General features: G+C 35.0%; 17 protein-coding genes and 1 pseudogene. 17 read left to right on the top strand and 1 reads right to left on the bottom strand.

The window, feature by feature from the left end; all coding sequences use genetic code 11:
• Positions 1-4: 4 nt before the first annotated feature.
• The 17 genes and pseudogenes from AAEY99_RS04990 (at position 5) to AAEY99_RS04910 (ending at position 17318) form a co-directional block, all read left to right on the top strand.
• Positions 5-577, top strand: a complete 573-nt coding sequence (locus AAEY99_RS04990) for an acyltransferase (protein WP_351009494.1) — start codon at positions 5-7, stop codon at positions 575-577.
• Positions 564-1691, top strand: a complete 1128-nt coding sequence (gene rffA, locus AAEY99_RS04985) for a dTDP-4-amino-4,6-dideoxygalactose transaminase (RefSeq protein ID WP_351009492.1) — start codon at positions 564-566, stop codon at positions 1689-1691. Before AAEY99_RS04990 ends, rffA begins: the two co-directional genes overlap by 14 nt.
• Positions 1681-3204: a lipopolysaccharide biosynthesis protein gene (locus tag AAEY99_RS04980; protein ID WP_351009489.1), complete on the top strand. Its 1524-nt coding sequence runs from the start codon at positions 1681-1683 to the stop codon at positions 3202-3204. Before rffA ends, AAEY99_RS04980 begins: the two co-directional genes overlap by 11 nt.
• Before the next feature lie 3 nt (positions 3205-3207).
• Entirely contained in the window at positions 3208-4149 is a 942-nt protein-coding gene (locus AAEY99_RS04975) for a WavQ (RefSeq protein ID WP_351009486.1), read from the top strand.
• Complete coding sequence (locus AAEY99_RS04970; RefSeq protein WP_351009484.1) at positions 4150-4998, top strand: hypothetical protein; 849 nt, start codon at positions 4150-4152, stop codon at positions 4996-4998. It begins immediately after the preceding gene.
• A gap of 5 nt (positions 4999-5003) precedes the next feature.
• Positions 5004-5894: a glycosyltransferase family 2 protein gene (locus tag AAEY99_RS04965; RefSeq protein ID WP_351009482.1), complete on the top strand. Its 891-nt coding sequence runs from the start codon at positions 5004-5006 to the stop codon at positions 5892-5894.
• A gap of 2 nt (positions 5895-5896) precedes the next feature.
• On the top strand, positions 5897-7048 hold the full coding sequence (locus AAEY99_RS04960; protein ID WP_351009479.1) for a hypothetical protein: 1152 nt from the start codon (positions 5897-5899) through the stop codon (positions 7046-7048).
• A complete protein-coding gene (locus AAEY99_RS04955; RefSeq protein WP_351009477.1) occupies positions 7045-8232 on the top strand; it encodes a glycosyltransferase family 4 protein in 1188 nt (395 codons plus the stop codon). Before AAEY99_RS04960 ends, AAEY99_RS04955 begins: the two co-directional genes overlap by 4 nt.
• A gap of 11 nt (positions 8233-8243) precedes the next feature.
• On the top strand, positions 8244-8756 hold the full coding sequence (locus AAEY99_RS04950) for an acyltransferase (RefSeq protein WP_351009474.1): 513 nt from the start codon (positions 8244-8246) through the stop codon (positions 8754-8756).
• Between the two features lie 13 nt (positions 8757-8769).
• Positions 8770-9936 carry a nucleotide sugar dehydrogenase gene (locus AAEY99_RS04945; protein ID WP_351009471.1) on the top strand — a complete coding sequence of 389 codons (1167 nt, stop codon included), beginning with the start codon at positions 8770-8772 and terminating at the stop codon, positions 9934-9936.
• An 18-nt stretch (positions 9937-9954) separates the two neighbouring features.
• Positions 9955-10842: a UTP--glucose-1-phosphate uridylyltransferase GalU gene (galU, locus tag AAEY99_RS04940; RefSeq protein ID WP_351009469.1), complete on the top strand. Its 888-nt coding sequence runs from the start codon at positions 9955-9957 to the stop codon at positions 10840-10842.
• A gap of 537 nt (positions 10843-11379) precedes the next feature.
• The gene (gene glmM / locus AAEY99_RS04935) at positions 11380-12729 is read left to right on the top strand and encodes a phosphoglucosamine mutase (protein ID WP_351009466.1); all 1350 of its coding nucleotides are present in this window, start codon (positions 11380-11382) and stop codon (positions 12727-12729) included.
• A 209-nt stretch (positions 12730-12938) separates the two neighbouring features.
• Positions 12939-13817, top strand: coding sequence for a dTDP-4-dehydrorhamnose reductase (gene rfbD / locus AAEY99_RS04930; protein ID WP_351009464.1), 879 nt, complete (start codon positions 12939-12941; stop codon positions 13815-13817).
• Positions 13814-14278, top strand: a pseudogene (rfbC, locus tag AAEY99_RS04925) (dTDP-4-dehydrorhamnose 3,5-epimerase); the annotation flags it as partial. The gene rfbD and the pseudogene rfbC, both read left to right, overlap by 4 nt.
• Positions 14279-14427: 149 nt before the next feature.
• A complete protein-coding gene (locus AAEY99_RS04920; RefSeq protein WP_351009463.1) occupies positions 14428-15579 on the top strand; it encodes a nucleotidyltransferase family protein in 1152 nt (383 codons plus the stop codon).
• An 11-nt stretch (positions 15580-15590) separates the two neighbouring features.
• Positions 15591-16088 carry a lasso peptide biosynthesis B2 protein gene (locus AAEY99_RS04915; RefSeq protein WP_351009461.1) on the top strand — a complete coding sequence of 166 codons (498 nt, stop codon included), beginning with the start codon at positions 15591-15593 and terminating at the stop codon, positions 16086-16088.
• Between the two features lie 120 nt (positions 16089-16208).
• A complete protein-coding gene (locus AAEY99_RS04910; RefSeq protein ID WP_351009458.1) occupies positions 16209-17318 on the top strand; it encodes a sugar-transfer associated ATP-grasp domain-containing protein in 1110 nt (369 codons plus the stop codon).
• On the opposite strand, the gene AAEY99_RS04905 is transcribed toward AAEY99_RS04910, so the two are convergent.
• On the bottom strand, positions 17290-18207 hold the full coding sequence (locus tag AAEY99_RS04905; RefSeq protein WP_351009455.1) for a phosphoenolpyruvate carboxykinase (ATP): 918 nt from the start codon (positions 18205-18207) through the stop codon (positions 17290-17292). The two genes, AAEY99_RS04910 and AAEY99_RS04905, sit on opposite strands and share 29 nt — an antisense overlap.
• Positions 18208-18286 lie beyond the last annotated feature (79 nt).

The following is an 18286-nucleotide window of genomic DNA, read 5'->3' as shown; positions in this document are numbered from 1 at the left end:
CAATGTGGCTTACTATTCCTCTGATGAGTTAAAAGAACTTAATTTTAGAAGTCTTGGTACTGACGTTAAAATTAGTAATAAAGCTAGTTTTTATGATTGTGAAAAAATATCTATTGGTGATTATTCTAGGATAGATGACTTTTGCATAGTATCAGGTGAAGTATCAATCGGTAGGTTTGTACATATAACGCCAATGTGTTTAATTGCAGGCGGTATCCCTGGAGTCATTATTTCTGACTTTTGTACTTTAGCTTATGGCGTTAAAATTTTTGCTCAGTCAGATGACTATAGTGGAAATACAATGGTTGGCTCACTTATACCTAAAAATTTTAAAAATGAAACATTTTCATCTGTAAAAATGAATCGACAAGTTATTGTGGGTACAAACTCTGTAGTTATGCCGGGAGTTGAAATCGGTGAGGGCTGCTCATTCGGTGCTATGACTTTAATCAATAAGTCAACGGCAGCATGGGGAATATATGTTGGTAGCCCATGTAAGAGAATTAAAGAACGCAGCAAAAAAATGTTAGAACTAGAAAATGTTTTTATTAAGGATACTTTAAGTGATAAATTTTAATAAACCACCTTTTACAGGCTATGAAGAAAAGTATATCCATGAATCGCTTAAGAGTGGAAAGATCTCTGGTGATGGACCATTTACTATAAAATGTCATAATTGGTTTGATCATAAATTTATTGGTTCAAAATCATTGCTTACACCAAATTGTACTCAAGCACTAGAAATGGCCGCTATTCTGATAGATATTAAACCTGGCGATGAAGTTATTATGCCTAGTTATACATTTGTAAGTACTGCAAATGCATTTGTAATTAGAGGAGCAAAAATTAAGTTTGTTGATATTCGTAAGGATACTATGAATATTGACGAGACTTTAATTGAAAAAGCTATAACATCAAAAACAAAAGCTATAGTACCTGTACATTATGCTGGCGTGCCATGTGAAATGGACTCAATAATGGCTATTGCAAAAAAACATAATTTGTTTGTTATTGAAGATGCTGCACAAGGTATGATGTCTTCATATAAAGGTAAGCATCTTGGTACTATTGGGCATTTTGGAACATATAGCTTCCATGAAACTAAAAACTATACTAGTGGTGGAGAAGGTGGTTTATTAATTATTAATGATCCTTATTATGTGAAAAGGGCTGAAATAATAAGAGAAAAAGGTACTAATAGAAGTCTTTTCTTTAGAGGAATGGTTGATAAATATAGTTGGGTTGATTTAGGAAGCTCTTATTTACCTTCTGATATTCAAGCGGCTTATCTTTTCGCGCAATTAGAACACGCCGAAAATATTTTATCTGAAAGGTTAAATGCGTGGAATTATTATTCTGATGAGTTATCTTGCATCGAAGCTATAGATTTACCAATAGTTCCTAAAGATTGCATTCATAATGGTCATATGTTTTATATAAAAGTGAAAAGTATTAAATTAAGAACTGAATTGATTAATTTTTTAAAAGACAATAATGTCATGGCTGTTTTTCATTACATACCTTTGCATTCATCATTGGCTGGAGAGAAATTCAGCGAGTTTGTTGGTGATGACTTAAATACAACTTGTGAGAGCGAAAGATTATTAAGATTACCTATTTATTACGGTATTACAAATGAAGAGCAAAAAGTAGTAATAAATTTAATTAAATTGTTTTTTAATGAAAACTAAGTTAAATTTAATATTGATATATATTAGCCGATTTTATATGGCTATTGTATCAATAATTCTTGTACCATTTTTCTTAAATACATTAGGTACTGAAGCATATGGGCTTATAGGCGTTTTTGTTGTTTTACAAGCATGTTTGCAAGTTTTAGATGCTGGTATTGGTGGGGTAATGACGCGTCAATGTATTTTGACAAAAAATGATGCCGAATCATTTGATGGTTTTTCAGAATTGTTTAAGAAATTATTTTTAATATTCTTTTTAGTTGGTTTTTTAATAAGTATTTTTGGTTATTTATTTTCTGATTATCTAGCCGTTAATTGGCTTGATACTACATTAGATATGAGTTTAACATCAAATTGTATTGCGTTAATGTTTGTTATATTTTCATTCAGATATTTACAAGGCCCGTTTAGGAGTATACTTTTAGCAAATGAGAAGCATATACTCCTTTCAGTCATCGACATTGTATTTGTAACAATAAGTAACCCTCTTGCTCTTGTTTATGTATATTATGCCGATGATAAAATTATTTCATATTTTTTATTTCAAACAGTTTCATCGGCTTTTCGATTAGTTGTTTTAGGTTGTTTTTCATCTTTCTTATTGGTTAATACGAGGAAATTCTTACTAAATAACACTAGAAATGTTGTTGATGTAGTAAAGTCTGATTTTTCTAGTATTATAAAATTTGGCTTTCAGTTATCTTTTATATCTATTTTATGGGTTTTAGTGACTCAAACTGACAAATTAACTTTAACAAGTGTTATGCCTTTATCTGATTATGCATTTTATACTCTTGCTATTTCTGTTGTGTCAGTTGTAAATATATTCTCTTCTCCAATAAATCAATTTCTTCAACCTAGATTAACATCCCTTTATGCTGCTAAGGATTTTTCAGGTTATACAAGGGTTTTTGAAAATTCTTTTTTATATCTATCAATCTTTTTAATACCAGCATGTTTTATCGTGTTTTATTTTGGTAATAATTTTATCTCTATATGGCTTGGGAGTGAGCATAAGGCAGATGTTGTTATGTCTTATGTTCCATTGTTATTCACTGGAGCTGTATTAACTGTGTTATCAAACTTTTGCTTTTTGCTTTTGTTTAGCCATGGGAGATTAAAATGGCATACTATTTTTTATACTTTTTTTAGTATTATTGTTATTGTTTTTAATATTTATATTGCTAAAGAGTACAAAGCAAATGGTATAGTTGTTTTTTATTTTTTTAGTTGTCTATTTTTGTTTTTGTTTTGGGCTAACCTTAATTTCTTTAAATACTTTAACCGCTTTCACATAGTATTTTTTTATAAGTTAATACCTTCAATATTAATCTCATATTTGTTTTTTTATGTTGCAAATTTTTTTAGATTTAAAAGGTTGTACTTAGATGTTTATTTAGCGTTAGGTACTTCAGTCTTATGTGTTTTGGTACTTTACTTGTGGTGTTTTAAGTTTATTCCAAATATCTTCCAAGGTAGGCTGAGAATTAGTTATAGAAATATTGGTTAAATTATGATGAAAAATACAAAATTTTATGTTTATGCTCCAAGTTATAATGAAAATAGTGGTGGTTCTGTTGTTCTTCATAGATTATGTCATTTATTAAATGAAATTGATGGTGTTGAGGCTTTTTTAATCCCTAGGGTTTTAGAGAGATTAAATGTTTATTCATTAAGGTCTTTTTTAGTTAGTGTTAAATACGCTTTAATTAACAGGTTCACTTTGTTTAATACAAACAATAATTGGAATACTCCAATTGGTATCTTAAATGATGTTAGGTGTGATACATCGGCAATTACTGTTTATCCTGAAGTTACACACGGTAATCCACTCAGAGCAAAAAATGTAGTCAGGTGGTTTCTACATCAACCGGGGCACTTTAATAATGAATTTTGTTTTGGTAAGAATGAATTATATTTTAAGTTTAATACAGCAATAAAGGACTTTGATTATTGCTATTCGAAAGTTTCATCTTTGGAACTTAAAGTGATTTATTATCCTTTAGATTATTATTATGAAGATCCCAATATAAATAAAAGTACTGATTGTCATATAATTCGTAAAGGTAAATGTAAGTCTTTTTGTCACGAAGATAGCTCTATTTTATTGGATGGTAAGTCCCATAAAGAAATCGGTGATATATTTAGACAGTCTAAACGGTTTTTGTCATATGATGATTATACTGCTTATTCTATTTTCGCAATCCTATCCGGCTGTGAATCAATAGTAATTCCTGGTTATGGTGTAACTAAAAACCAATGGTATCCAGATGAAAAAGATAGATATGGTATTGCTTACGGAATATCAAAAAGCGAACTATCTTGGGCTGCTGAAACTAAAAATAAAGTTTTTGAACATGTACATAATGAACATGCGAAATCAGAAGATAACGTGCGTTTGTTTGTCAAAGAGTGTCTGTCTTTTTTTTATTCAGATAAAGACGGTGACGTTTAAATGTATAATTACGTAATATTAGTCGTTGTTTATAATAAAATATTATCGGAATCAAAAACTCTTAATGCTTTATTGAAGTCAGGTTTTGATTTCTCAGGTTCTAAGATAATTGTTTGGAATAATGGTCCTTGTAGTATTGATTTTAATAAAGAATGTTTTGAATTTAAATCTGATTGTGAAGTTGAATTTTTTGAAACTTTAGACAATTCAGCACTTTCCGTAATATATAATCATGCAATTAACTTTAATAATGCTGATAAATATATTTTCTTAGATGATGATAGCGATTTGTCTGTTGACTATTTTGAATCTTTAAAATATGTTGATTCAAAAAGTGTTGGAGTGCCAATAATAAAAACATACAATTATATTGTTAGTCCGACAATCGATAATTTGGATTTAACTCCAAATATCATAATTAATAATTATAGTTCTGTAATGGGCATAGCAAGTGGTTTGGTCGTTGGGCGGAGTGTAGTTAACCGCTTCAGAGGTCAATTCAACTCTGTTTTTGACGAGCGATTTTATCTGTATGGCGTTGACACATCTTTTTTCTTTAGATTATGTAATCTTAAGGTTGAAACACCTCTTTGTATTTTAAATGGATTTAGTCATTCATTGTCTAGGCTTGAGTCGAATGGGTACTCTACATTTAAGTTGAAAGAAAGATCCTATGATATAGGACTGCAATTACGTCATTATTACCCATTTTTAAACGCCATAATTAAGCTTTTTTCATTTGTGATTAAAGATATTTTAAAGTTAATCATTAGTCGGAAACGTACCTATCAATTCCAATATGTTTGTTTAGCCTTTGTGACAGGCAAACATTATAAAAATAAACGATGATATATATGCGTGTTCATAACTTAGTTTCAGTTGTCATTCCTTTTTATTCAAATAAATCTGGTCTACTAATAACGTCTGTGAAAAGTGCTCTAGAGCAAATAAACGTAAATATTGAGATTATTGTTGTCGATGATTGCTCCCCATTGAGTGCTTCATCTGAATTGTCTTCATTGAATGATCCTCGAATAAAAATTATTAGACATTCTAAAAACAGCAACGGTGGTATAGCTCGAAATACTGGCGTAGATGCGTCATTAGGTAATTTTATTGCCTTTTTAGATTATGACGATGTATGGTATAAAGATAAGCTGATTAAACAACTTTCTTTATATGAAGATTCTCGTCACACTGTTTCTCATCCTGTAATTTATTCAAGATGTAAAATTATTGAAGGTGATTCAACGTTTATTCGACCGCGAAGAGAAATTAAACCTAATGAGCGTGTTGGTGATTACTTATTTATAGAAAAAGAGATTATTCAAACCAGTGGAATATTTTTGCATCGAGATACTGCGAAGTTAGTTCAGTTCGATGATTTAAAACGTCATCAGGATTATCAGTATTGTTTATCTCTTGAGTCTGTTGGTGTTAAGTTTATTTTGCTTCATGATATCACTTATGACTTTATCCAAATACCTAAATTAAATGATTATGATTTTTCAATAAATTGGTTGGTTTTGTATAACGGTTATTTGTCTTCAACAGCCATTTTAAATTTTAAATCATTAGTTATAATTCGTTCTATGATAGCTCACAAACATTTACTCTTGAGTTTAAAGTACTCATTCATAAACAGTATTTTAAGAGAATTCTTTACTATTTTGATTTTAAGGTTGCTGAAATATATATTGCCTAATTTTTTGATTAGGGTATTACGTAATAAGAGCATCAAATAATTATGTTAACTATAGTTTCTGTTGCCATTCTTTATCACGTATTATCTATATATTACTCGACGGTTGGTGGGTTTACTGTCGAAATTCCTGAATTTGTTATTATAAATAGTACTTTAGATTTATTCGTTAGTATTCTTGTTGTTTTTTTTATAAAAATAAGATTTCCTTCTTTTTTTATGAATGCAAACTCTCATTTTCAAAATGACTATGTAAGTTTTTTTAATAAGTATAGAATTGTTTTTCTTTTGGTTCTTATTTATACAGGGTACTTGGCTAGTCAATCCTTTCAATTAATTTTGTTAGGTATCCCAAGGCATGAGCTTTTACAAGAATACGGTACTGGTGGTATTTCTTACATGCTTATCAGTGGTTTTTTTAAAATGCTTTTTCCGTTCGTTTTTTTCTTTAATTCAAATCTTTATTTGAAATTAATTGCTACTATTGGACTGTTGTTTACTATCGTTTTAACAGCTTCTAGATCGGAGTTAATGTATGTAATTGGTTTTTATTTGATTTTACTAATTTTTAGTAAGAGTTATAAGAAAGTTTTTTGGCTATTGTTTTTAACTATCCTAATGATCTTTATTGCAATTCTATCTACTGTTTTTTTGCAAAATAGGCCAATAACAGACGGTTTCGGTGCATTTTCTGATATGTTAAGAACTGTTTTTCAATATCGTGCTTACTCTTATTATCTAGCAGAGTATTCTATTGATGCTTCTGTAGGAGGAGAAAAGGTTTTATTTCCATTTTTCGGTTACATAGCGGAATATTTTAGTCGTTTATTATCCCCACTAAGTAATCCAATTGATTCGGATTTTGTTTCATATCTGCATGTTTTAGGACATAGTGAAGTCACTGGACGCCCTTTTTTGGCTAATGTATTGTATCCATGGTGGAGTTGGTTTTATGGAGCGTTCGGTTCTTTTGGTATTATTTTAAAAGGTTTATATTGTTTTATTTTATTAGCTATTTGTGTTTCTGGTAGATTTTTGTTCACATTTGTAATTGTTTTAAGTTTTATTATTTTTGGTACAGCGGGTGCTCATCCACTTTTAACTTTAACTCATACATTTGCAGTAGCAACGTGTTTTATTATTGATTTAGCCGTATTTTTAAATTATAAGTTTTCAAAAGGTAATTGTAAGTTATGAAAATTATTGCTTTTGTTGGTGAAACCTACGAAGAGTTTGAAGGTTATTATTATGCAAAACCAACCTCTGCAGTTTTTATACAGGATGCGATCGGTTGTGAAAATGTTTATGTAGCATCTTCCGCTATTCCTTCTAGTGGTAATAAACCCACAGGGACAAGCACTACCGTTGTTGCTGATCATTTTTATCCCTTTCCTCGTTATCAGTCAACAAAGGATTTTGTTGTTAAGTCGTTGTTTAAAAGAGGGTTTTATCGGGGGTATGTTCAGCGATCAGAACATATTATTAATCAACATTCTGGTGATTTTTTTTGGATAAGAACCCCCTCAATTGGTAGCATTATTTTTGGTTTAACGGCTTTGCGCTTAAATCAAAAAGTATTACATCACATGTGTGCTGATGCATCAAACACGTGGAAGGATAAAAAATATTCTGGTTTTAACAAAGTTATGGCTTTTTGTTTTTCTAAGCTGATTAGATTTAAGCTAAAAAACATATGTAGCCACAAAAACTCAATTAATCTTTGCACTGGAGATGTTCTTGAGAATTTTAGTAAAAAATACTCAAAGAATACATACCAGTTTGTTGACCTGATGATAAAACCTTCTTGTGTTATATCAGAACAGGTTAATATTAAACATTTGAATGGCAATACTATTAATATATTGTTTGTTGGCCGAATCGTTGCTGATAAAGGTGTTTTTGATTTGATTGAGGCTATTTCACGCCAAAATAAACGTGTTATGGCTATCTTTGTTGGTGATGGACCCGATTTAGTTGATGCAAAAAAAGTAGTAAATGACAAACAGTTGCATGAACTAATTTCTTTTACTGGTCAGTTACCCCATTCTGAATTGAATCAATTGTATGCTGGTGCCGATATTGTGGTTGTACCGTCAAACAATAACTATGAAGGCTTTCCGCGAGTGATAATGGAGGCTTGGTCACACCATAAACCTGTAATTGTTTCTGATGTTGGAGGCATTAACGCTTTTGTTCGTCATGGCGAGAATGGGTTTATCTTTCCCCCAGGTGATGTTAATGCTTTATCTAGACAGCTTGCATCTTTTGTTTCATCACCTAGTTTGCTATCTAATGTTCATATTAACGTACAAAATATGGCAAATATATCAAATCAAGACTATTGGATAAAATTATTATTGAATATAGTTAAATCGAATTAATAGGATGTTAAATGAAGCATAAATTTTTATTGATTTATACATGGTTTGTTAGATTATGTTTTATTTTTTTTCCTGACCAACCAATAATTATGAGAATCCGAGGTTTTTTTTACTCTTTCGGCATGAAAAAGTGTGGAAGGAATTTTCAAGTTTCATCTTCTGTTATTCTTAGAAATTTAGAGAAAATTAGCGTTGGAAATAATGTCTATTTAGCACCTAATGTTATTGTTAATGCTGTTACAGATGTGTTTTTTTCTCACGAGGTTATGGTTGGGTTTAATTCAGTTATTGTGTCTGGTAATCATTCTTTCCTTGATAATTCTTTTAGGTTTGGAACTTCTATATCTTCGCCTATTATGATCGGTTCAGGTTCATGGATTGGAGCAAATTGTACAGTCGTTGCTGGGGCAAATGTCCCGTCTTGCTCGTTGGTTGCGGCAAATTCTTGTTTCACGGGGCAACATACTGAAGAAGGTATTTATGGTGGTGTTCCAAGTAAATTTTTAAAACGCATTTTAAAATAAATTAGGTTCATATATGAAAATTACTATAGCAGGGACTGGTTACGTTGGCCTATCTAATGCGATGTTACTCGCTCAGCATAATGAAGTTATTGCGGTTGATATTGTTGAGGATAAAGTTGAGTTACTCAACAAAGGGCAATCTCCTATTGTAGATACTGAAATATCCGATTTTCTATCAAATAAATTATTAAACTTTACTGCAACTTTAAATAAAGAGTTAGCTTATACAAATGCAGATTTTGTTATTATTGCGACACCAACTGATTATGATCCGCAAACTAATTATTTTAATACAAATTCAGTTGAAGCCGTCATTCGTGATGTTTTAGCAATTAATCCTAGTGCTGTCATAGTTATTAAGTCTACAGTTCCTGTGGGTTATACCAAAAGCGTACGCGAGAAATTTAACACCAATAATATCTTGTTTTCGCCTGAGTTTTTACGTGAAGGCAAAGCATTACATGACAACTTATATCCGTCGCGCATTATTGTGGGAGAACGAAGTGAGCGTGCTAAAGTATTTGCTGATTTGTTGGTGCAAGGTGCAGTAAAAAAAGATATCGAAGTGTTATTTACTGATTCTACCGAAGCTGAAGCAGTGAAATTATTCTCAAACACCTATCTTGCAATGCGTGTAGCATACTTTAATGAGCTTGATACCTATGCTGAGTCCCATGGTTTAGATGCAAAGCAAATTATTGAAGGCGTGTGTTTAGATCCTCGTATAGGTAATCATTATAATAACCCCTCATTCGGTTATGGTGGTTACTGTCTACCTAAAGATACCAAGCAACTAAGAGCGAACTATGCAGATGTACCTAACAGTATAATTGGTGCTATTGTTGACTCTAACTCTACTCGCAAAGACTTTATTGCTGAATCAATTTTAAAACACAATCCTAAACGTGTGGGGATTTACCGTTTAATTATGAAGGCTGGTTCTGATAACTTTAGAGCTTCAAGTATTCAAGGGATTATGAAGCGTATTAAAGCAAAAGGCGTTGAAGTGGTTGTTTATGAACCAGTGTTGAACGAGTATGAGTTTTTTCACTCTAAAGTGATTAAAGATCTTAATGAATTTAAGTCTCTCTCTGACGTGATTGTATCTAACCGTATGGTTGATGAGATCCTTGATGTAGCTGATAAAGTCTATACACGTGATTTATTTGGTTCTGATTAATTATAAAAAGGATTTAAGATGAAAGTTGTTATCCCCGTGGCGGGTCTTGGTACACGCATGTTGCCTGCAACCAAAGCGATTCCTAAAGAGATGTTGCCTTTAGTTGATAAACCGTTAATTCAATACATTGTTAATGAGTGTGTGGCTGCCGGTGTTAAAGAAATTGTCTTAGTCACTCATGCCAGTAAAAATGCGATTGAAAACCACTTCGATAAATCCTACGAGCTTGAATCCACATTAGAAAAACGTGTAAAACGTCAGCTACTTGAAGAAGTCCAAGCGATTTGTCCTAAAGATGTTACCATCATGCATGTCCGTCAAGGCGAAGCTAAAGGTTTAGGTCATGCGGTATTGTGTGCTTATCCGTGTATTGGCAATAACCCGTTTGCAGTGGTATTACCGGACGTTATTCTAGATGAATATACAGCTAATCAAAAAACAGAAAACTTAGCTGCGATGATCGCGCGTTACAAAGCGACATTTGCTAGCCAAATTATGGTTGCACCAGTGCCAGACAGTGACGTCAATAAATACGGAATTGCCGATTGTAATGGTGTTGAGATAACACCAGGTGATTCTGCTAAAATTAACGCAATGGTTGAGAAACCTGAAGTGGGTGAAGCCCCGTCTAATCTAGCTGTAGTAGGTCGTTATGTGTTATCTGAAAAGATATGGCGATTGCTTGCAAAAACACCAGCAGGTGCAGGTGATGAAATTCAGTTAACCGATGCTATTGATATGTTGATTGAACAAGATACTGTTGAAGCATTTAACATGACCGGTAAGTCGCATGATTGTGGTGACAAGTTAGGCTACATGAATGCTTTTGTTGAATATGGTTTACGTGATGCTAAGTTAGGCGCAGATTTCAAAAAAAGTATTGAAAAAATTATGCTTGAACAGTAAACATTGATTTATTGTTAATACCAAAACCAACTCTACGTAGTTGGTTTTTTGTTTTTTGTTTTTTGGAATTAGCCAAAAGCCTAGAGCAGCTTCGCTGCTAGGATACTAAGCGGATAGAACCTAAAGCTAACATTTAAGGCAACTCTTGAATCCCCAATAAAAGCATTTGGGGATAGCGAAAGCCTCTGTCATTCCGGTGAGGCTTTTAAAGCCGGAATCCAGGTGTTTGTTTTTACGCTTTAAGGTATCAATAAAGCCAAAATCAAGGGCTACACCCGGATCCCCAATACAAGCATTAGGGGATGACGAAAGCCTCTGTCATTCCGGTGAAGCTTTTTAAGCCGGAATCCAGGTGTTTGCTTTACGCTTTAAGGTATCAACAAAGCCAAACTCAAGGGCACACCTAAATCCCCAATACAAGCATTTGAGGATGACGGGCGAGTACCTAGAACCTAAAATCTACGGCAATACCTGGCTCCCCAATAAAAGCGTTTAGGGACGGGGGCCTAGAACCTTTTTTTATATTGGAGTATTTTTATGTCTCGTAAGTATTTTGGCACCGATGGTGTGCGTGGGAAGGTGGGGACGTTTCCTATTACGCCTGATTTTGCTATGAAGTTAGGTTGGGCTGCGGGCAAAGTATTAGCCTCAACCGGTACCCAGGAAGTGTTGATTGGTAAAGATACTCGTAGTAGCGGTTATATGCTCGAATCAGCTATTGAAGCAGGTTTATCTGCTGCTGGTGTGAACGTAGCATTAATTGGCCCTATGCCAACTCCAGCAGTGGCCTATTTAGCCTCTACATTCCGTGCCGATGCAGGTGTAGTGATTAGTGCGTCACATAATCCTTTTTATGATAACGGCATTAAGTTTTTCTCAAATTCGGGCACTAAGCTTAATGATCAGCAAGAGCTTGAAATTGAAGCGTTACTTGACCAGGCGTTAAATCATAATGCGATGGAATGTGTTTCATCTGAATTGTTAGGAAAAGTCCGTCGTATTACTGATGCTGCTGGTCGTTACATTGAGTTCTGTAAAGGCGTATTTGCTAAAGATTTAACCTTAGCAGGCCTTAAAATTGTCGTCGATAGTGCTAACGGTGCGGCGTATCATATTGCGCCCAATGTGTACCGTGAGCTAGGTGCTGAGGTTATTAGCATTAATGATAAACCTAATGGTACCAATATTAATGACCATTGCGGTGCGACCCATTTAGACAGTTTGCAAACAGCAGTTATGGTACATGAAGCTGATTTAGGCATTGCGATGGACGGTGATGCAGATCGGGTGATGTTTGTTGACCATAATGGCCATGTAGTAGACGGCGATCAAATTTTGTATATTTTAGCTAAGTCGGCCAAACAGCAAGGTACAATGACAGGCGGTGTAGTCGGCACGTTAATGTCTAACCTCGGCCTTGAGATGGCGTTAAAAGAAATGGATATTCCGTTTAAACGCGCCAAAGTGGGCGACCGTTATGTGGTTGAACAATTAAAACAGACTGGCTGGCGCATAGGCGGCGAAGGTTCTGGCCATATTTTACACCTTGACCATGCCTCTACTGGCGATGCTGTTGTGGCCTCACTATTAGTATTACAAGCGGTATTACAATCTGGCGAGTCATTAGCTGAAATAGTATCGGGTATGAAAAAGTTACCTCAAGTACTGCTTAATGTGCGTTTAATCGCTAACAATGCTAATGAGATCCTAGCCTCTGCTGCTGTAAAAAAAGCAGTGTTTGAAGCAGAAGCGGTTCTAGGTGATAAAGGTCGTGTGTTATTACGCAAATCCGGTACTGAACCGCTAATCCGCGTAATGGTTGAATCAACAGATCCTGAAATGTCACAAGCACAAGCAGAGCATATAGCTAAAGCGGTTCGTGCATAACATTTAGGTAAAAACCTGAAGACTAGCTTGTTCGCCACTTTCTAAAAAGTGGCGAACCTAAATTTATCTTGTTGATCTTAATTTAACCGTAATGCTTGGTTAAATTAAGATCAACCTACTGAAATAGCGTTACTTTTACCTATAAAGATAATGATTATGAATAATCATTATGGTCAATATTTAGATCGTTTAATTAACGAGGCTTAAATATGAAAATATTGGTCACAGGTAAAAATGGCCAAGTGGGTAGGTGCTTAGTTAAGCAACTTAGCACTATGCCTGATGTCACCTTGTTGGCATTAGATCGTGTTCAGCTTGATATTACAGACCTTATTAATGTCAATAACGTTGTTGCTGAGTTCATTCCGGATATCATTATCAATGCTGCAGCCTATACTGCGGTTGATAAAGCCGAACAAGAGCGCGAATTGGCTTATGCAGTTAACCGTGATGGACCATTTAACCTTGCCGTTGCCGCGAATAATATCAATGCCACTATTATTCATATTTCGACCGATTACGTTTTTGCTGGTGACAGTCTTGCCGCGTATGTAGAGTCTGATAACACCGAACCTCAAAGTGAGTATGGCCGTAGTAAACTCGCTGGTGAACAAGCCGTTAAACGAGCGTGTTTGCAGCATATTATATTAAGGACCGGGTGGGCATTTGCTGAGCATGGGCATAATTTTGTCAACACCATGCTGCGCCTTAGTAAAACCAGAGATACCTTAGATGTTGTTGCTGATCAGTTTGGCGGCCCTACCTATGCGGGGGATATTGCCAACGCTATTATGATTATCACGAAACAGCTGGCTGATGGTAATCAAGCTTATGGGCTATATCATTATTCAGGTTTTCCTTATGTAAGCTGGCATGCTTTTGCTGAAAAGATATTCGAACTGGCGTTAGCGCAAGGTGTGTTGAAGCAATCAATTCAAGTTAACCCGATAACAACTCCAGATTATCCAACTCCCGCAAAGCGTCCAGCAAATTCACGATTGAATTGTCATAAAATTAAGCAAGAATTTGGTATCGTTCAAAGTGATTGGCAAGCAGCGTTAGTCAGAATTGAAGAGTATTCACGATGAAAGTCATCGCTACGAAAATTCCTGATGTGAAGATAATAGAGCCAACCGTGTTTGGTGATGATCGTGGTTTTTTTATGGAGACTTGGAATTAGCAACAGTTTGAAGCACTCGTGACAGGCAAGCCTACCATTTTTGTTCAGGATAAACATTCAAAGTCAAACAAGGGAATATTACGCGGTTTACATTACCAAACAAAACACACTCAAGCAAAGCTGGTACGTGTCGTGAGCGGTGAAGTGTTTGATGTGAGTGTCGATATTCGTAAAGGCTCACCTACCTTTGGTCAATGGATCGGTGTTTATTTGTCTGCCGACAACAAACGTCAATTGTGGATCCCTGAAGGCTTTGCGCATGGTTTTTATGTCACAAGCGATCAGGCGGAATTTATTTATAAATGTACTGATTACTATTGCCCTGAATCTGAAGTGAGTATTGGCTGGAATGATCCCGCTATTGGCATTAATTGACCGCTTACGTTTTAACATTTAAAAAATGCCATTCATTTTTAATGAGTGGCATTTTTTTCAGCGCAAGTTGGAGGTGGGAAGGACTTTGGTGAAAGTATTGTGTATTCTGTGTTAACAATAAGTTTTAAACTAAAAAGAAATCTATGACCCCGTCAGATGAGTCGTTATTAAAAACATTTTTGTGCTTGTGCAATTCAAAAACTCCAGTTTCGGTACTCAAGCTGGCTTTGTTAGACTTTTCTAATGAAGAACAACTCAAGTGGCTTATTGAGCGCCATAGAGTGTGGAACTTGGCTGCTGCTGCTGCTGCGGTAAAAAAGCTTGATGCAGACAATTTTTCACTAAACTTCCGTCTATGGTTAAGTGCTGCTGCAGCTGATTGTAAGCAAAAAACATTACAACAATTTAAAGTGCAGTCAGAGTTATCTAAGCAGTTGAATGACGTTGAGGTTAATTATCAGTTTTTTAAGGGCATAGATTTAAGTTTACGTCTTTATGGTGATCTTAATTGTCGTTTCTCTAGAGATATTGATTTATTGATTTCAGAACAAGACGCTATAAAAGCAGAGCAAGTATTACTAAAATATGGTTATAAGCCCATCAATGATGCCTTTACTGATATTGCGCCAGGCAGTGTTATTCGTGGGGCTTTTAGCAAGGACAAAGGATATCAAGCTTTCGGCTTACCAGTCATTGAGCTTCATACTCGAGTAAATAATGAGGATACGCAGTTTTCTAAGGCGGTTACTTCATCCTTATTAGATGGGTTGGTAGGCGTGTCGATTATTGAATACCTTTACTTGTGTGTTCATGCTATGAAGTCAAATTGCCATCGAATTAAATGGCTAATTGATTTAGCATTTTATTATGAAAAACTTAATCAGCATATTCCTGGTTGGGATAAGGTAAAGTGGGCGGAAGCACATAAGTTTGGGATTACTCGTCAGGTTATTGCGTGTGAATACTTAATGGCAAAGTATCTTGATATTGCTGTTACACCTAAAGGTTTTGTTGGCTTAAAAAGTTATTGTAGTTGGATTAGTGATTCATGGCTGTGTGAATATCGCTCTATCGCTTCAATTAAACGGGTTATATATCCGGTGCTTATTAACAGCAAATTTGAGCATAGATGCAAAGCTTTTAACTTTTTGTTGTTTTGTCCAAACGATAGCGATAAAGCATTTATAGATCATTATGCAAAAAGTGATGGTCGATATATTAAGCTACTGTTACCTTTTATAAAAATGTTTCGTTACACGAAAAATAAATGGTTAAGACTTATCAATGAGCGATGAAGTAACTAACAATGAAATTCTTATATCAAAAATTACGAGCTTTTAAAAAGCATGAATTGTTTTTTAAAATTGGTTTTATTTTTGCCTGGACATCACTTGGAATTGCCAGAGCAATAGTGCTAATTTTCCCATTTGCACGTGTCGCCCCCTATTTAGGTGTGTCAGTTGCTGGTTTGGATACCCAGCCTCTAGTCATCACAAAGCTAAGTGAACTACAACTGAAGCGTGCTCGTCAAATTTCTCGTTTAGTGGTTAATACTGCTCGATATTGTCCTTGGCATGCAAACTGTTTTGCGCAAGCAATTGTTGCGCGTGTTTTACTTGGGATGTTTGGTTTACCCTATCGTTTGTATTTTGGTTTACGGCGTGAAAATACCAGTTTGAAAGCGCATGCATGGGTGTGCTGTAATCAGCTGTTTATCACGGGTGATAATGGTTTTAAACATCACTCAGTGGTTGGTTGTTATTGTTGTTCACAATGTGATTTTGCAACTAAGGTTAGTGCTTAAATGCCAATGTCGATTAAAAACAAAATTAGGGCTTTATTATTAAGGAAGCGTCCATTATTCCGATTAAGTTGGCGATATGGTTTACCGTGTGACGACTATATTAAATTACACCGATGGGTAATGTTGCGGTCTTTACAAAAAAAACCATTTTTGTTGGTTAGTTTTATTTACTCATTGATTAGCTGGTATATTTGTTGGTTTTGGGTCGCTGCGTATCGATCGTTTCTTCAATTTAATCAGCAAGCCATTGATGATGGAGTATCCATACCTTTACAAATATTCGGTTTGTTGAGGGCAGGATTAGGTCAAGGTATTTCTGGTTTTGACTATTATCGCTTTAAACTTTATCAGACTTCTTCAATGCTATGGTGGCAATACGTATTTGATTTTCAATTACCTTTTTTTCATTCCACATATCAATTTAATGCTATTAGTCCAACCTCACAGACTTTTTTGAGTAATAAATTAACCTTTGCTCAGCGCTTGTCTAAAGCTGGCGGTCAAACCGTTGCTACCCTTGATAGTGTTAACCTACACGATAATTGGGCTATAGAAGCGTGGTTAAAGTTGTCTGATAACGTTTTTATTAAACCGGAATCAGCATCCAGAAGTATAGGCTGCGTTAGCCTAACGAGACATGATACCGATTGGCAATTTGATTATTTAGGCAAACAGTATTACGGAGATGAAGGGCTTAATGCTGTTAAAGCATTATTGCCAGCATGCAAATATATAGTTCAACCTTTATTGAGTCATCATTCTGAAATGAGTACTTGGCAGGATAGTGATAAAACCATCACGTTGAGGGTTGTAAGTTGCCTAGAACAGGGTAAATGTCACTTAGTCATCGGTAATCTTGAGCTAAATGATGATTCTCATCGACGGTTTAATGTGTTTGCAATTGATGTATTAAATGGCAGTGTGATATTGGACCAAGACTATTGTGCCAAAGTCATGAGAGTTGATTTAACTACCCGGGTGACAATACCATTTTGGCCGTCTGTAGTTGATGAAATAACACTTGCTCACAGTTTATGTGCAGATGTTCATACTGTCGGGTGGGATGTGGTTATTACCGATACTGAAGTGGTATTACTTGAAGGAAACATAAATTGGGGAGTTAACCCTCTTCAATATACTGCACAAGCACCATTATTACCGTTATTAATATCACAGAGTAGCCAGTTTGCTGTTACTCCCACTAAAGCGCCAACAGTTGACTTGCGATAACCTCACCATACTCTTTGTATGAAGTGAATTGAGATATTTCTGGAAGTTGCATTGTGTAGCTTTTACATTGATGTTGAAGAATTTGATTCAACAAGAAGAATTGCTGTTCGTGCTTGAATGCGCCTATTAATCTTGGGCGATATACGTTTTTTCGAAGTCGTGTGAATGATTCAAGCTGATTAATTGGGGTGATTTTAGGCTGAATACATTTTAAGCGTTCAGGTTGAAGATGAATGCATTTTACAATCGGTAACGCCTGTTTAGCCATTAGCTCCAACGGGATATCCCAACCGAATTTATTAATACCAGGTGCAGTATTTGACAGTTGTGTTGTATCAATCCCCATCGCTTCTAGCTGTTCTGGTGACAATTTAAAACGCCTATGGGATGGATGTACATTTAATATACCGTGACTGTCTTGATGCAAAGCGACAATATCGTCACCAAATATATTGATATTGGCTAGTAGTAAAGACGTTGCTAAAGTGCTTTTTCCGCAACCGCTTTCTGCCAATATTATTATTGCGCCTTTATGGGTTTCAATTGCGATACCATGAAGTGGAATGTTGCCCCTAAGATGTAACATCATGCCGAGCCCTGAACCGAGTGTAGCCGTTATGGCATGCGGTTCAGTTAATGTAGTCGGGAAGTCTACAGTGATTAAGCCTTTTTTTTCTAGAAGGAAACACCCAAAAAGAGCTTGTTTAAAAAGTGCTTTTTCACCATCAAATTGCAGCCTAGTTTGAGTTGTAAATTGTGCTGATAACACATTGGGGACCACTCCTTGCATTATGGATATATCTGCACCGGCATTAGCGAAGGGAGCGGGTAAAGCAAATGACGTTTCTACGTTCATTCCATATATGCGATGAATGTTTAACGGTGACAAATAGAACCCCATTTAATTGATATAAGTATATGCTGGTAAGGCATGATAACTGAATATGTTTACAATACAAAAAACAACC

Origin of the sequence: Shewanella sp. S1-58-MNA-CIBAN-0166, from assembly GCF_040310085.1 — a bacterium.
Classification (GTDB): domain Bacteria; phylum Pseudomonadota; class Gammaproteobacteria; order Enterobacterales; family Shewanellaceae; genus Shewanella.
This window is presented reverse-complemented; position numbering and strand designations above follow the sequence as displayed.

Coding starts and splice junctions, on each gene's coding strand:
- AAEY99_RS04980 (WP_351009489.1), top strand. CDS start 1,681: ATGAAAACTAAGTTAAATTTAATATTGATATATATTAGCCGATTTTAT.
- AAEY99_RS04975 (WP_351009486.1), top strand. CDS start 3,208: ATGATGAAAAATACAAAATTTTATGTTTATGCTCCAAGTTATAATGAA.
- AAEY99_RS04970 (WP_351009484.1), top strand. CDS start 4,150: ATGTATAATTACGTAATATTAGTCGTTGTTTATAATAAAATATTATCG.
- AAEY99_RS04965 (WP_351009482.1), top strand. CDS start 5,004: ATGCGTGTTCATAACTTAGTTTCAGTTGTCATTCCTTTTTATTCAAAT.
- AAEY99_RS04960 (WP_351009479.1), top strand. CDS start 5,897: ATGTTAACTATAGTTTCTGTTGCCATTCTTTATCACGTATTATCTATA.
- AAEY99_RS04955 (WP_351009477.1), top strand. CDS start 7,045: ATGAAAATTATTGCTTTTGTTGGTGAAACCTACGAAGAGTTTGAAGGT.
- AAEY99_RS04950 (WP_351009474.1), top strand. CDS start 8,244: ATGAAGCATAAATTTTTATTGATTTATACATGGTTTGTTAGATTATGT.
- AAEY99_RS04945 (WP_351009471.1), top strand. CDS start 8,770: ATGAAAATTACTATAGCAGGGACTGGTTACGTTGGCCTATCTAATGCG.
- galU (WP_351009469.1), top strand. CDS start 9,955: ATGAAAGTTGTTATCCCCGTGGCGGGTCTTGGTACACGCATGTTGCCT.
- glmM (WP_351009466.1), top strand. CDS start 11,380: ATGTCTCGTAAGTATTTTGGCACCGATGGTGTGCGTGGGAAGGTGGGG.
- rfbD (WP_351009464.1), top strand. CDS start 12,939: ATGAAAATATTGGTCACAGGTAAAAATGGCCAAGTGGGTAGGTGCTTA.
- AAEY99_RS04920 (WP_351009463.1), top strand. CDS start 14,428: ATGACCCCGTCAGATGAGTCGTTATTAAAAACATTTTTGTGCTTGTGC.
- AAEY99_RS04915 (WP_351009461.1), top strand. CDS start 15,591: ATGAAATTCTTATATCAAAAATTACGAGCTTTTAAAAAGCATGAATTG.
- AAEY99_RS04910 (WP_351009458.1), top strand. CDS start 16,209: ATGTTGCGGTCTTTACAAAAAAAACCATTTTTGTTGGTTAGTTTTATT.